Below are 13,714 nucleotides of genomic sequence, written 5' to 3' on the forward strand. Positions count from 1 at the left end.
ATTTATAATCAATTTGTGATAAACAAAAAAAGAGGCTCGCACCTCTTTTTCTTATTTCTTTTTATGATTTAATACGGCATTGAGGACAATAGCGAGTAGGCTGGCTACGACGATTCCGTTTGAGAAGAACATTTGGAAGGCTGTCGGCATGCTGACAAAGAGATTACTGTTGTTGAGACCGACACCTGCAGCGATTGAAACAGCTGCGATAAGGAAGTTGTGTTCATTGTTAGCAAAGTCAACTCGGGCGAGGATTTGCATCCCTTGAATAGATACAAAACCAAACATCACCAGCATGGCACCGCCGAGGACGGAGCTTGGAATGATTTGGGCAAGGGCACCAAACTTAGGAAGCAGTCCAAGGAGAACCAGGAAACCAGCTGCGTAGTAGATTGGCAGGCGTTTTTTGATGCCTGACAATTTAACCAAACCAACGTTTTGTGAAAATCCGGTGTAAGGGAAGGTGTTAAAGATTCCTCCGAGAAGTACCGCCAAACCTTCTGCGCGGTAACCGTTGCGAAGGCGCGTGCTGTCGATTGGATCTTTTGTGATATCAGACAAGGCTAGATAAACACCAGTTGACTCAACCATAGACACCGTTGCGATGATACACATCATGACAATAGATGAGATTTCAAAGGTTGGCATCCCAAAGTAGAGTGGAGTTGGGACATGGACAAGTGGAGCTACCGCAACAGGAGAGAAGTCCACCAAGCCCATAGTAGCAGCAATGGCAGTTCCAACAACCAGACCAATCAAAATAGAGATAGACTTGATAAATCCTTTGGTAAAGATGTTGATCAAGAGGATAATCAGAACAGTAATAGCTGCAAGCAAGAGACTTTGACCAGTTGGCTCTGGAACGTTATTTCCCATATTTCCAATAGCGACAGGGATCAAGGTTAAACCAATCGTGGTAATAACAGATCCTGTTACGATAGATGGGAAGAGATTGGCTACTTTTGAGAAGATGCCTGAAACAAGAACCACGTAAATCCCAGATGCGATAAGGGCACCAAACATAGCGCCACTACCATGGCTTTGCCCAATCATAATCAAGGGAGCGACCGACTGGAATGCAACTCCAAGAACGACTGGGAGTCCAATCCCAAAGTATTTGTTGAGTTGGAGTTGGAGGAAGGTTGCCACCCCACACATGAAGATATCTGTAGAAATCAGGTAGGTCAACTGCTCAGCTGAATAGCCAAGGGCTGTCGCAATCATGATGGGAACCAGGATAGATCCTGAGTACATGGCTAGTAAGTGCTGCAAGCCCAGAACGGCTGCTTGCGAGTGTTTTTCTTGAGTTTGCATTAGAGATCTGCCTCCTTAAATACGACCTGACCATTTTCAAAACGATCCAAGCGAGCAAGTGATAGGACAGGGTAGCCTGCTTTTTCAAGCAAATCACGACCATCTTGGAAGGATTTCTCAATCACGATACCGATAGCTTGGACTGTGGCACCGGCCTGTTCGATGATTTGAATCAAGCCTTTAGCAGCTTGGCCATTAGCAAGGAAATCGTCGATAATCAAAACCTTGTCCTCTGGTGAGAGGAATTTTCCAGCGATAGAAACAGTGCTGGTCACCTGCTTGGTAAAGGAGTAGACTTGAGCAGTTAAGATGCCTTCGTTCATGGTGATGTTCTTAGCTTTTTTGGCGAAAATCATGGGAACGTTTAAGGCTTCAGCTGTAAAAACGGCTGGGGCAATACCCGACGCTTCAATGGTTACGACCTTGGTAATGCCAGTAGCAGCAAAGTTTTCCGCAAAAACCTTACCAATCTCTCGCATCAAGCTAAAGTCAACTTGGTGGGTTAAAAAGGAATCTACCTTGAGGATGTTATCACCCAAGATATGCCCATCCTTGAGGATGCGCTCTTCTAATAATTTCATAAGACCTCCTAAAGTCTAAAAGCCAATCCATTTGCTTGTTTATAGTTTCTAGCAAGAAATAGAAAAAGGACCTACTTAATCTCTAAGTAAGTCCCCCAAATAGGCATGGCAAAAACGGCCATATCTCACTGCTGACTTACTTATTGTTAGGTGTTCCGGCACCTTGTAGAAACGTCGTGCCAATTCACGACATAAACAAGTAAAATGATATTCAATTTTAAATAGGCTTGAGCCAATGTTTTTATTTTACACCAAATCACTTTAGAAATCAACTGTTTTGTTAGTGTTTTAGTTTAAAAAACGAACAAAAAGAAGAGAGGGTGAACAAAAACTCCATTGTAAGCTAACATTTATACTCAATGAAAATCAAAGAGCAAACTAGGAAGCTATCCACAACCTCAAAACACTGTTTTGAGGTTGTGGATAGAATTGACAGAGTCAGTATCATATACCTACGGTAAGGCGACGTTGACGTGGCTTGAAGAGATTTTCGAAGAGTATTAGAAGATTTTTCCATCATAAAAGGCATACTATCAAGTTTTTAAACACCTGACAATATGCCTCTTTCTAACTTTAAAGACTTTTTCCCAATCTTTATTATTCTACTCGCTAAATCTTAAAAAATAACCATCAGGATCCAAAACTGCAAATTTATGAGGATAGATATAGTGATCCCCAACACGAAACTTTCTTTTGGTTAAGGGACGATAAATAGGATAGTCAGCTTCCAGCAGTTTTTGGTGGAGCTGAGGAACATCTGCAATGCCAAAGGAAATATTGACACCGCGTCCGAAAGGATAGGTCAGCTGAGCTAATTCTTCTGCGCTGCCTTCTTCTAGCATAAGTTGGCAGTCTTCAAGAGAAAGGAAGAGAAAGTTTTCTTCTGGACGTGCGTATTCGACAGAGAATCCTAGCAGGTCGCAGTAGAAGTGGCGTGATTTTTCGATGTCAGATACTACAAATTCAGGAATGACAGCTTGATAGTCCATTCGTTTTCTCCTTAGAGTTCAATCTCCATGACAATGGGTGTGTGGTCTTGGCGAGCACCTGAGTCAATCATATCAGACTTGGTCACCTTGTCAGCGATGCGGTTACTTGTGAGCCAGTAGTCGATTCTCCAGCCTGTATTGTTGATTTTAGAAGTCTTGCTGCGCTGTGCCCACCAAGTGTAGCGTTCTGGGACATCACCGTGAATGTGGCGGAAGGTATCAGTAAATCCAGTTGCTAAAAGGTTGGTAAATCCAGCACGCTCCTCGTCGGTAAATCCTGGTGAACGGCGGTTGCTAGCAGGATTTGCAAGGTCGATTTCATTGTGGGCTACATTGTAGTCACCGGTCGCAAGGACTGGTTTTTCTTTGTCTAGTTCATCCAAGTACTCAGCATATTTGACATCCCAGACTTGGCGTTCTTCCAAGCGTTTGAGGCCATCACCAGCGTTTGGTGTGTAAACTTGGGTAACGAAAAATTTATCAAATTCTAGAGTGATGATGCGGCCTTCCAAGTCCATGGTAGAAGGGGCACCGATTTCTGGGAAAGTGACATTAGGTGTAAGTTCTTTCTTATAGAGGAACATGGTTCCAGCATAGCCTTTACGGGCAGGTTCTTGGGAAGAGCGCCACGTGTTTTCGTAGCCTGGGAAGAGTTCTTCTAAAATTTCCAAGTGTTTCTTTGTAGGCCCTTTGGCAGAAAGCTTGGTTTCTTGGATAGCAATGATATCAGCATTTTCAGCGACCAAGGTTTGTAGGACTTCTTGGGACAATTTGGCACGAGCTGAGTCACTAGTTAGGGCAGCATTGAGGGAATCAATATTCCATGAGATAAGTTTCATAAAGTTACCTTTTTCATTCAAATTATAGATTTTATTATACCAAAAAAAGCTCTATTTCCCCAACGTATGGTTTGAAAAATCACTCTTTAGACTTTATTCTGAGAAAATAAAAATTCCCTAAACTATTTAGAAAAAAATCTAAATAGATCTTGTGTTTAGAATGGAAAGGTGTATAATGTTATTTAGAAAAACATCTAAATAGAAAGTGAAGTGTACAAATATGTCAAATAAGAGAACAATCCTTCTTTTTGTGGTCTTGGCTTATGCCCTTGCTTGGATAATATGGTTGGCACTATGGCTAAGTGGTGTTGGTCTAAATTCTCCATGGAGTCAGCTTGCTAGTATTGTAGCCATGTGGATGCCTGCACTTGCAGTCTTTATTTTAGGGAAAATCACGAATCAATCTAGTGGAATCAAATCTAAATTAGCCGTGAATCTCAAGAGGAACTGGCGCTTTTACTTACTAGCTATCTGGTTACCAGCAGTTATCAGTTTTTTAGGAGCGGGACTTTATTTTCTTGTATTTCCTAGCAATTTCAGCCTTGGTTTTGAATCTATTCAAGCTATTTTACAAGAAAAAGGTGTCTCTCAATCAGCCATTCCCTTATCTTTCTTGGCTTTGATTCAAATCCTAGCTAGTTTGACTTACGCTCCTTTTCTTAATAGTTTCTTTGCATTAGGGGAGGAAATTGGTTGGCGTGGCTATCTTTACCCAGTGCTAAGAGGACGCTTTTCAAGAGTCCAGACTCATGTCTTGCTTGGTCTCATTTGGAGTCTTTGGCATCTACCAATCAATTTGCAAGGCTATAATTATGGACTATCTTATTTTTCTTATCCCGTTTTAGGAGTTGTCGCCATGTTTCTATTTTGTTTTAGCCTAGGAATATTGTTAAGCTGGTTGTTGGAAAAGACAGGCTCTATCTGGGCTTCAGTCCTATTTCATGGGGCAATCAATGCAACTGCAGGTATTGGGTTACTCTTTCAATTACCAGGAGAAAAAGTTTCAAGCCTCTTGATTTTAGACCCATCACCGACAGGAATGCTATCAGTTCTACCTTGCTTAGTCCTAGCCCTACTAATATTACAAAGGGAAAGGAGTCATTATGAGTTTTGCAAATAGCTTTAAAGCCTTATCTCATTCAGTTAGGAGAGAGATTTTGAATTTACTCAAAACAGGTAGATTACCTGCAGGAGAAATTGCCAGTCAATTCGAGTTGACTAGTGCAACTATTTCACACCATCTCACGATTTTGAAAGCAGCGGATTTGATTCATGAAATGAAAGAAAAAAACTTTATTTATTATGAGTTAAATACATCGGTTTTAGAGGATATAATGGTTTGGTTAGCAGATCTGAAAGGAGATCATTTTGATGAAGATAAAAATCAATAAGAAATTGCTATTATTTATGAGCATTCTCATCCTACTACCTTCCCTTGTAGGTTGTGTTTTCTGGAATCAATTACCAGAGGAGATACCCACTCATTTTAATCTACTGGGTCAAGCAGATGGCTACAATTATAAAATGTCTGCTATCTTTGGATTACCGACTCTCATGCTTTTGATGCATTGGTTGCTTCTATTTTTAATGATTAAGGATCCTAAATCTAGCAATATCAGTTCAAAAATACAAGTTTTGATTTACTGGATTATTCCTTTTGTATCTTGTCTATTAATGATTTCTATCTTCGGAGAATCTTTGGGTTATTCCATGATGAGCGGGATTCTAGCTCAGATTTTTATGGGAGTCGTGATGATCGTAATTGGAAATTATCTACCAAAAACACACCGAAATTATATAATCGGTATTCGACTTCCGTGGACCTTGGAGAGTGATAAAAACTGGAGAAAAACACATCGCCTAGCTGGAAAAATTTGGGTATTAGGAGGATTGTTATTGTTTCTAAATTCCTTTGTGCAACTGTATGTTTACTGGGTGTTTTTCTTGACACTTTTCTTTGCAGTGATAATTCCTAGTGTCTATTCTTATCAATTATCAAAATCAGAATCTTGAAATAGCTACTGGAGTCATTAGTTTGAGAAGTTGGTCTGATAGGTCTATTTCCCCAACGTATGGTTTGAAAAATCACTCTCTTTCGTTTATAATGAAGAATGATTTTATGAAAAGGAGTGAAAATAAATGAAATTTTACTCATATGACTATGTGCTTAGCCAAATCAGTCAGCAAAATGGAATCATGATTGGCTTTGGGATTGTGCTCCTAGCTATCACAGGATTTTTTGCTTTTAAGGCTTATCGGGATAAAAAGGGGACTAAGTTTCGGGAATTGGTCATGATTTTGGCCCTGACCTTAGTGGTCATGCTTTTGGTGACAATTTCAAAATACCAGACCAATCAAGCCTCTAACAATCAATTTCAAACTTCCCTTCATTTCATAGAGGTCATTTCCAAAGACTTGGGAGTGGATAAATCAGAAGTTTACGTCAATACTTCTGCAGCCACTGATGGAGCGCTAATCAAGGTGGGTTCAAATTTCTACCGCGCTATGAATGGGAGCCAACCAGACAAGTATCTTTTAGAGAAATTAGAATTGCATCAAACAGACGCTATTGAGTTGGTGGAGGTAAGCAAATGACACTCAACTATATGGAAATTTTAATCAAACTGGCCTTGGGTCTCTTCTCGCTTGTTTTTGTTATCAATGTGACAGGAAAAGGAAACCTAGCACCTAACTCTGCGACAGACCAAATTCAGAATTATGTTCTTGGTGGTATTATCGGTGGGGTGATTTACAATAGTTCTATCAGCATTTTGCAGTACGAGGTGATTTTACTGATGTGGACTATTTTGGTTTTGACCCTCAAGTGGCTTCATAATATTCGTTTTGTGAAATGTTTGATTGATGGTAAGCCAACTCTCCTCATCAAACATGAGAAGATTGACCTAGAAGCCTGTCGTTCGGTTGATTTGTTTGGGGTGGATGTAACCCTCAAACTTCGTAGCCAAGGGATTTTCCAGATGAAGCAAGTTGAACGAGCTGTGCAGGAGCAAAATGACCAACTCATCGTGGTCCAAATGGGAGATGAAAATCCTAAGTATCTAATTGTGACTGATGGTGTTATCCAAGTAGAAGTCTTGGAATCGCTTGGCTGTAGCGAAGAGTGGTTGATTGATAATCTCGGCAAACAAGGGCATGACAATGTAGCCAATATCTTTATCGCTGAGTATGACAAAGGTGACGTTACAGTTGTAACCTATGAATAAGAAAAACCTGGGGTCGGAGTCTCAGGTTTCCATTTGGAACTAGAAAGGAATTTTATGTCCATTATTCAAAAACTCTGGTGGTTTTTTAAGCTAGAAAAACGCCGTTATCTAGTCGGAATTGTGGCCTTGGTCTTGGTTTCTGTCCTTAACCTCATTCCCCCAATGGTCATGGGGCGGATCATTGATGCTATCACATCGGGGCAATTAATTCAGAATGAACTACTTATTTACCTATTTTACTTGCTTCTTGCGGCCTTTGGTATGTACTATCTGCGCTATGTTTGGCGTATGTATATTCTTGGGACATCCTACCGTCTGGGGCAGATTATGAGGTCTCGCTTGTTTGAGCATTTTACAAAGATGTCTCCAGCCTTTTATCAAACCTATCGGACGGGGGACTTGATGGCACACGCAACCAATGATATCAATTCTTTGACGAGTCTTGCAGGTGGTGGTGTTATATCTGCGGTGGATGCCTCTATTACAGCTTTAGTGACTTTGCTGACCATGCTCTTTAGCATTTCCTGGCAGATGACTCTAGTTGCAATTTTGCCCCTGCCTTTTATGGCATATGCGACCAGTCGTTTGGGAAGAAAGACTCATAAGGTCTTTGGAGAGTCACAGGATGCCTTTTCTGAACTCAATAACAAGGTTCAGGAGTCTGTATCAGGTATCAAAGTAACCAAGTCTTTTGGTTATCAGGCAGATGAGCTGGAGTCCTTTCAGGCAGTCAATGAATTAACCTTCCAAAAGAACCTCCAAACCATGAAATACGATAGACTCTTTGACCCAATGGTTTTCTTGTTTGTTGGATTATCCTATGTTTTAACACTCTTAGTCGGCTCTTTGATGGTTCGGGAGGGGCAGATTACAGTTGGAAATTTGGTCACTTTTATTAGTTATTTGGATATGATGGTCTGGCCTCTCATGGCTATTGGTTTCCTCTTTAATATCACTCAGCGAGGAAAGGTTTCTTACCAGCGGATTGAGAATCTTTTGTCTCAGGAATCATCTGTAAAAGACTCCGAGTTTCCTCTGGATGGTATTGAAAACGGGCGCTTGGAGTATGCTATTGATAACTTTGCTTTTGAAAACGAGGAAACGCTGATGGATATTCACTTTAGTTTGGAAAAAGGGCAAACTCTGGGCTTGGTTGGGCAGACAGGCTCTGGGAAAACATCCTTGATTAAACTCCTCTTGCGTGAGTACGATGTGGATAAGGGAGCTATTTATCTAAATGGTCACGATATTCGCGATTATCGTTTGACAGAGCTTCGTAGTCTTATGGGCTACGTCCCTCAGGACCAGTTCCTCTTTGCGACTTCGATTTTAGACAATATTCGCTTTGGCAATCCTAACTTGCCCATTTCAGCGGTCGAGGAAGCGACTAAGCTAGCTCAAGTTTACCAAGACATTGTAGTCATGTCACAGGGATTTGATACGTTGATTGGTGAAAAGGGAGTCAGTCTTTCTGGTGGGCAAAAGCAGCGGCTGGCTATGAGTCGGGCTATGATTTTAGACCCTGATATCTTGATTTTGGATGATTCTTTGTCGGCCGTGGATGCCAAGACAGAGTATGCGATTATCGACAACCTTAAGGAGACGCGAAAGGACAAGACAACCATTATTACGGCTCATCGCCTCAGTGCAGTTGTCCATGCAGATTTGATTTTAGTCCTGCAAAATGGTCAAATCATCGAACGAGGCAGGCACGAAGACTTGCTAGCTTTGGATGGCTGGTATGCCCAAACCTACCAGTCTCAGCAGCTGGAAATGAAGGGAGAAGAAGATGCAGAATAAACAAGAACAATGGGCTGTATTGAAGCGCTTGATATCTTATCTCAAACCTTATGGTCTTCTGACCTTTTTGGCACTCAGCTTTCTCCTAGCGACTACGGTCATTAAAAGTGTCATTCCCCTTGTGGCTTCCCACTTTATCGACCAGTATCTCAGCAATCTCAATCAACTCGCTGTGACAGTGTTGCTGGCCTACTATGGTCTCTATATCCTGCAAACTCTGGTTCAGTATGTCGGAAATCTTCTCTTTGTACGGGTGTCTTACAGTATTGTGAGGGATATTCGTCGCGATGCCTTTGCCAATATGGAGAAGCTAGGCATGTCTTATTTTGACAAGACGCCAGCAGGCTCTATCGTCTCTCGTTTGACTAATGATACCGAGACAATCAGTGATATGTTTTCGGGGATTTTATCCAGTTTTATCTCAGCAATTTTTATCTTTTTGACAACCCTTTATACCATGTTGGTGTTGGATTTTCGTTTGACAGCATTAGTCCTGCTCTTTCTCCCCTTGATTTTCCTTTTGGTCAATCTCTATCGTAAAAAATCAGTCAAGATTATCGAGAAAACCAGAAGTCTCTTGTCAGATATCAATAGTAAGCTGGCAGAAAATATCGAAGGAATTAGGATTATCCAGGTCTTTAATCAAGAAAAGCGCCAGCAGGCAGAATTTGATGAGATTAACCAAGAACACTTGGTCTATGCCAACCGCTCTGTAGCCTTTGATGCCCTCTTGTTGCGCCCTGCTATGAGTTTGTTGAAACTCCTAGGTTATACTGTCTTAATGGCCTATTTTGGCTACCGTGGTCTTTCTATCGGGATAACGGTCGGGACTATGTATGCTTTTATCCAGTACATCAATCGTCTCTTTGATCCTCTGATTGAAGTAACGCAAAACTTTTCAACCCTGCAAACGTCTATGGTGTCTGCAGGCCGTGTCTTTGCCTTGATTGACGAGGCAACCTATGAGCCTCTTCAAGAAAATAGTCAGGTTGAGGTTGAAGAAGGCAATATTCGTTTTGAACATGTGTGTTTCTCATATGATGGCAAACATCCTATTCTGGATGATATTTCTTTTTCGGTCAACAAGGGTGAAACCATTGCCTTTGTAGGTCATACAGGTTCGGGGAAATCTTCGATTATCAATGTCCTCATGCGCTTTTATGAATTCCAGTCAGGGAGAGTTCTCTTGGATGATGTGGATATCAGGGATTTCAGTCAAGAAGAGCTGAGAAAAAACATCGGTTTGGTCTTGCAGGAACCCTTCCTCTATCATGGAACTATTAAGTCCAATATCGCCATGTACCAAGAAATCAGTGATGATCAGGTTCAGGCTGCGGCAGCCTTTGTGGATGCAGATTCCTTTATTCAAGAACTTCCTAAGGGGTACGACTCCCCTGTGTCTGAGCGTGGATCGAGTTTTTCAACTGGTCAGCGACAGCTTCTTGCCTTTGCCAGAACAGTTGCCAGCCAGCCTAAAATCCTGATTTTGGATGAAGCGACCGCCAATATTGACTCTGAAACAGAAAGCTTGGTTCAAGCTTCTCTGGCGAAGATGAGACAGGGCCGAACAACTATTGCTATCGCTCACCGCCTTTCTACTATTCAAGACGCCAACTGCATCTATGTTTTGGACAAGGGGCGCATTATCGAGAGTGGAACTCATGAAGAACTCTTGGCCTTGGGAGGAACCTATCACAAGATGTATAGCTTGCAGGCAGGGGCCATGTCCTAACACTCTTTGATTTTCATTGAGTAAAAGAAGGAAATCCTTCAAATTACAGATTTCTTTCACCGCCTTTTCCATTTTGTGGTATAATGAAAAATGTTGACAAATAGTATAATAAAAACAAAGGAGAACAGCATGCTGAAATGGGAAGACTTGCCTGTGGAAATGAAATCAAGCGAGGTTGAGTCTTACTACCAGCTTGTCTCTAAAAGGAAGGGTTCGCTGATTTTCAAGCGTTGCTTGGACTGGGTTTTGGCCTTGGGCTTACTGGTTCTGACCTCTCCCATCTTTCTCATCTTGAGCATTTGGATCAAGTTGGATAGCAAGGGGCCAGTGATTTACAAGCAAGAGCGTGTGACCCAGTACAACCGTCGGTTCAAGATTTGGAAGTTCCGTACCATGGTGACGGATGCGGATAAAAAAGGAAGTCTGGTGACTTCTGCTAACGATAGCCGCATTACCAAGGTTGGAAATTTCATCCGACGTGTCCGTTTGGACGAACTGCCTCAGTTGGTCAATGTCCTTAAAGGTGAGATGTCCTTTGTCGGTACACGACCTGAAGTGCCACGTTATACAGAGCAGTATAGCCCTGAAATGATGGCAACCTTGCTCTTGCAAGCAGGGATTACCTCTCCAGCCAGCATCAACTACAAGGATGAGGACACCATCATCAGTCAAATGACGGAGAAAGGTATGTCAGTTGATCAGGCCTATGTGGAGCATGTTCTTCCTGAAAAGATGCGCTATAACCTCGCCTATCTCCGAGAGTTTAGTTTCCTTGGGGACATCAAAATCATGTTTCAAACCGTGTTTGAGGTACTAAAATAAAGTAGTCATAAGAAAATGAGTACAGATAAAAGGAGCAAATCAATGCCAAATTACAATATTCCATTTTCACCGCCTGATATCACAGAAGCAGAAATTGCTGAAGTAGCGGATACCCTGCGTTCTGGTTGGATCACAACAGGTCCTAAAACAAAAGAACTGGAGCGCCGCTTGTCTCTTTACACACAGACACCTAAGACTGTTTGTCTCAACTCTGCGACAGCCGCTCTGGAGTTGATTTTACGCGTTTTGGAAGTGGGACCTGGTGATGAAGTCATCGTTCCAGCCATGACCTATACGGCTTCATGTAGTGTCATTACGCACGTGGGAGCAACCCCTGTCATGGTGGATATCCAAGCAGATACGTTTGAGATGGACTATGACTTGCTTGAGCAAGCTATCACTGAAAAGACTAAGGTGATTATTCCGGTTGAGCTTGCGGGGATTGTTTGCGACTATGACCGTTTGTTCCAAGTCGTGGAGAAAAAACGTGACTTCTTTACCGCTTCAAGCAAGTGGCAACAGGCCTTTAACCGTATTGTCATTGTCTCTGATAGTGCCCACGCTTTGGGATCTACTTATAAAGGACAACCTTCTGGTTCTATCGCTGACTTTACTTCCTTCTCATTCCATGCCGTTAAGAACTTTACAACGGCAGAAGGTGGAAGTGCGACTTGGAAGGCCAATCCAGCGATTGACGACGAAGAGATGTACAAGGAATTCCAAATCCTTTCCCTTCACGGGCAAACTAAGGATGCCCTTGCCAAGATGCAACTGGGGTCATGGGAATACGATATCGTCACACCAGCCTACAAGTGCAATATGACTGATATCATGGCATCGCTTGGTTTGGTACAATTGGACCGTTACTCTGGTTTCTCTGGTTTGCTAGAACGTCGTAAGGACATTGTGGACCGCTATGATCGTGGTTTTGCAGGTTCTCGCATCCATCCATTGGCACACAAGACTGATACTGTTGAATCTTCACGCCATCTCTACATTACCCATGTAGAAGGAGCGAGCTTAGAAGAACGCAATCTTATCATCCAAGAATTAGCTAAAGCAGGAATTGCAAGTAACGTCCACTACAAACCGCTTCCGCTCTTGACAGCCTATAAGAATCTTGGATTTGATATGACGAACTATCCTAAGGCCTATGCCTTCTTTGAGAATGAAATTACCCTCCCTCTTCATACTAAATTAAGCGATGAAGAAGTAGACTATATCATTGAGACTTTCAAAATAGTTTCTGAAAAAGTACTAACTTTATCAAAAAAATGACAAACTACAGACAAGCGAAAGTGATCCTGTCCTTAAAAAGTCTAATTGAGTGTAAAAACTGTTGTTTTCAATTGATAATAGTTTACACCTGTAGTTGAGGCTCCTTTCTCCTCAGAGAGAGAATTTTTATAGGATTTTCCTTTCTTGTGGGAGTCCCGTGGTTTGAAATAAGATGTGAGCAATTTGGTGTAGCATTTAGAATCCTTACTAGACATCATTTAGAAAATCTAGTGTCTTGTTCTAGTTTTCAATTCACCCTATTTTTTGAAAGACGTGAGTTTCCATGAGTGAGATTGTGGAAACTCGCGTCTTTTTTTGTTTTCAGAATATTGTTCAAAGTTTTGTGCCTGTCTTTCATGTTCTAGTCATTCTTTTGCATGATAGAATTTATAGTATGTTGATATTACAATAATACAAATATCCCATATGTTTAGTGAAGCTTGCTATACATCATTAGATCTCCTGCGAGACAATCTATAAAACACTTGTCTACGATTACCTATATACCCTATTCCAGTATTTTAGAAGCACTGCATCTATTTTTATCGAGGTTAAATCTAGCTTTTATAGAAGGTCTATTTAAGAAATATATTGTAGTGTTTTAGTTTCAATCCGCCATATGAGCGATATTCATGTAAATATCCCTGGCGAATGCTTGTATGACAAGATATTTGTTCTTTCATTTATAATTTACAACATATCAACAAATTTAAATATAGTAAATGGGATATTTTATATTCAAGCTAAGAAAGATAGCATCACTTTTGAATGGAAGGCTAAAGAGCAAACTAGGAAGTTGGCCATAGATAGCTCAAAACCCTGCTTTGAGGTTGTAGATATAGTAAAATGAAATAAGAATAGGACAAATCGATCAGGACNNGTTTTAGAAGTAGAGGTGTACTATTTTAGTTTCAGTCTACTATAGAACTGACCAAGTCAGTAACCTAGACTTAGGGCAAGGCGGCACTGACCTAGTTTGAAGAGATTTCCGAAGAGTATAAATTTTAATATTTTCTTGTGTTATTCCTTGACAATTCAATTTGGAAAATATATGATAAAGATAATGACAGCGGTGTCATTCTATCTATTTTAAGAAAAGTAATAATCAATTGTTAAAAATAGTAAAAAAAATTGG

General features: G+C 41.1%; 13 protein-coding genes and 1 riboswitch. Of the genes, 9 read left to right on the forward strand and 4 right to left on the reverse strand.

The genetic code is table 11. The features are described 5' to 3' along the window. Positions 1-51 precede the first annotated feature (51 nt). The 4 genes from HT709_RS02915 to HT709_RS02930 all read right to left on the reverse strand — a co-directional run bounded on the left by HT709_RS02915 (position 52) and on the right by HT709_RS02930 (position 3,723). Complete coding sequence (locus HT709_RS02915; RefSeq protein WP_001194489.1) at positions 52-1,314, reverse strand: nucleobase:cation symporter-2 family protein; 1,263 nt, start codon at positions 1,312-1,314, stop codon at positions 52-54. Further along, positions 1,314-1,895: a xanthine phosphoribosyltransferase gene (locus HT709_RS02920; RefSeq protein WP_172925504.1), complete on the reverse strand. Its 582-nt coding sequence runs from the start codon at positions 1,893-1,895 to the stop codon at positions 1,314-1,316. Before HT709_RS02920 ends, HT709_RS02915 begins: the two co-directional genes overlap by 1 nt. Before the next feature lie 123 nt (positions 1,896-2,018). After that, a riboswitch (purine riboswitch) is annotated at positions 2,019-2,114 on the reverse strand. Positions 2,115-2,497: 383 nt separating this feature from the next. Next, positions 2,498-2,884: a VOC family protein gene (locus HT709_RS02925; protein ID WP_166732139.1), complete on the reverse strand. Its 387-nt coding sequence runs from the start codon at positions 2,882-2,884 to the stop codon at positions 2,498-2,500. A gap of 11 nt (positions 2,885-2,895) precedes the next feature. After that, on the reverse strand, positions 2,896-3,723 hold the full coding sequence (locus tag HT709_RS02930) for an exodeoxyribonuclease III (protein WP_166732138.1): 828 nt from the start codon (positions 3,721-3,723) through the stop codon (positions 2,896-2,898). A gap of 220 nt (positions 3,724-3,943) precedes the next feature. Between HT709_RS02930 and HT709_RS02935 the strand changes: the two genes are divergently transcribed. The 9 genes from HT709_RS02935 to HT709_RS02975 all read left to right on the forward strand — a co-directional run bounded on the left by HT709_RS02935 (position 3,944) and on the right by HT709_RS02975 (position 12,579). Further along, positions 3,944-4,843 carry a type II CAAX endopeptidase family protein gene (locus HT709_RS02935; protein WP_166732137.1) on the forward strand — a complete coding sequence of 300 codons (900 nt, stop codon included), beginning with the start codon at positions 3,944-3,946 and terminating at the stop codon, positions 4,841-4,843. Further along, positions 4,827-5,114: an autorepressor SdpR family transcription factor gene (locus HT709_RS02940; RefSeq protein ID WP_050222921.1), complete on the forward strand. Its 288-nt coding sequence runs from the start codon at positions 4,827-4,829 to the stop codon at positions 5,112-5,114. The genes HT709_RS02935 and HT709_RS02940 overlap by 17 nt, the downstream gene beginning before the upstream one ends. Continuing rightward, complete coding sequence (locus HT709_RS02945; protein ID WP_172925505.1) at positions 5,095-5,736, forward strand: SdpI family protein; 642 nt, start codon at positions 5,095-5,097, stop codon at positions 5,734-5,736. Before HT709_RS02940 ends, HT709_RS02945 begins: the two co-directional genes overlap by 20 nt. A gap of 126 nt (positions 5,737-5,862) precedes the next feature. After that, positions 5,863-6,318: a DUF3290 family protein gene (locus HT709_RS02950; RefSeq protein WP_023932595.1), complete on the forward strand. Its 456-nt coding sequence runs from the start codon at positions 5,863-5,865 to the stop codon at positions 6,316-6,318. Continuing rightward, complete coding sequence (locus tag HT709_RS02955; RefSeq protein WP_138700614.1) at positions 6,315-6,947, forward strand: DUF421 domain-containing protein; 633 nt, start codon at positions 6,315-6,317, stop codon at positions 6,945-6,947. Before HT709_RS02950 ends, HT709_RS02955 begins: the two co-directional genes overlap by 4 nt. A 54-nt stretch (positions 6,948-7,001) precedes the next feature. Then, positions 7,002-8,747, forward strand: a complete 1,746-nt coding sequence (locus tag HT709_RS02960) for an ABC transporter transmembrane domain-containing protein (RefSeq protein ID WP_138700615.1) — start codon at positions 7,002-7,004, stop codon at positions 8,745-8,747. Further along, positions 8,737-10,479 (forward strand): ABC transporter ATP-binding protein, encoded by a 1,743-nt coding sequence (locus tag HT709_RS02965; RefSeq protein ID WP_050975794.1) that lies wholly within the window; start codon positions 8,737-8,739, stop codon positions 10,477-10,479. The genes HT709_RS02960 and HT709_RS02965 overlap by 11 nt, the downstream gene beginning before the upstream one ends. 129 nt (positions 10,480-10,608) lie before the next feature. After that, positions 10,609-11,301, forward strand: coding sequence for a sugar transferase (locus tag HT709_RS02970; protein ID WP_023935647.1), 693 nt, complete (start codon positions 10,609-10,611; stop codon positions 11,299-11,301). A 42-nt stretch (positions 11,302-11,343) separates the two neighbouring features. After that, positions 11,344-12,579 carry a DegT/DnrJ/EryC1/StrS aminotransferase family protein gene (locus HT709_RS02975; protein ID WP_172925506.1) on the forward strand — a complete coding sequence of 412 codons (1,236 nt, stop codon included), beginning with the start codon at positions 11,344-11,346 and terminating at the stop codon, positions 12,577-12,579. The last annotated feature ends 1,135 nt before the right edge of the window (positions 12,580-13,714 follow it).

It is taken from the genome of Streptococcus sp. 1343 (assembly GCF_013277355.1).
Taxonomy (GTDB): domain Bacteria; phylum Bacillota; class Bacilli; order Lactobacillales; family Streptococcaceae; genus Streptococcus; species Streptococcus pseudopneumoniae.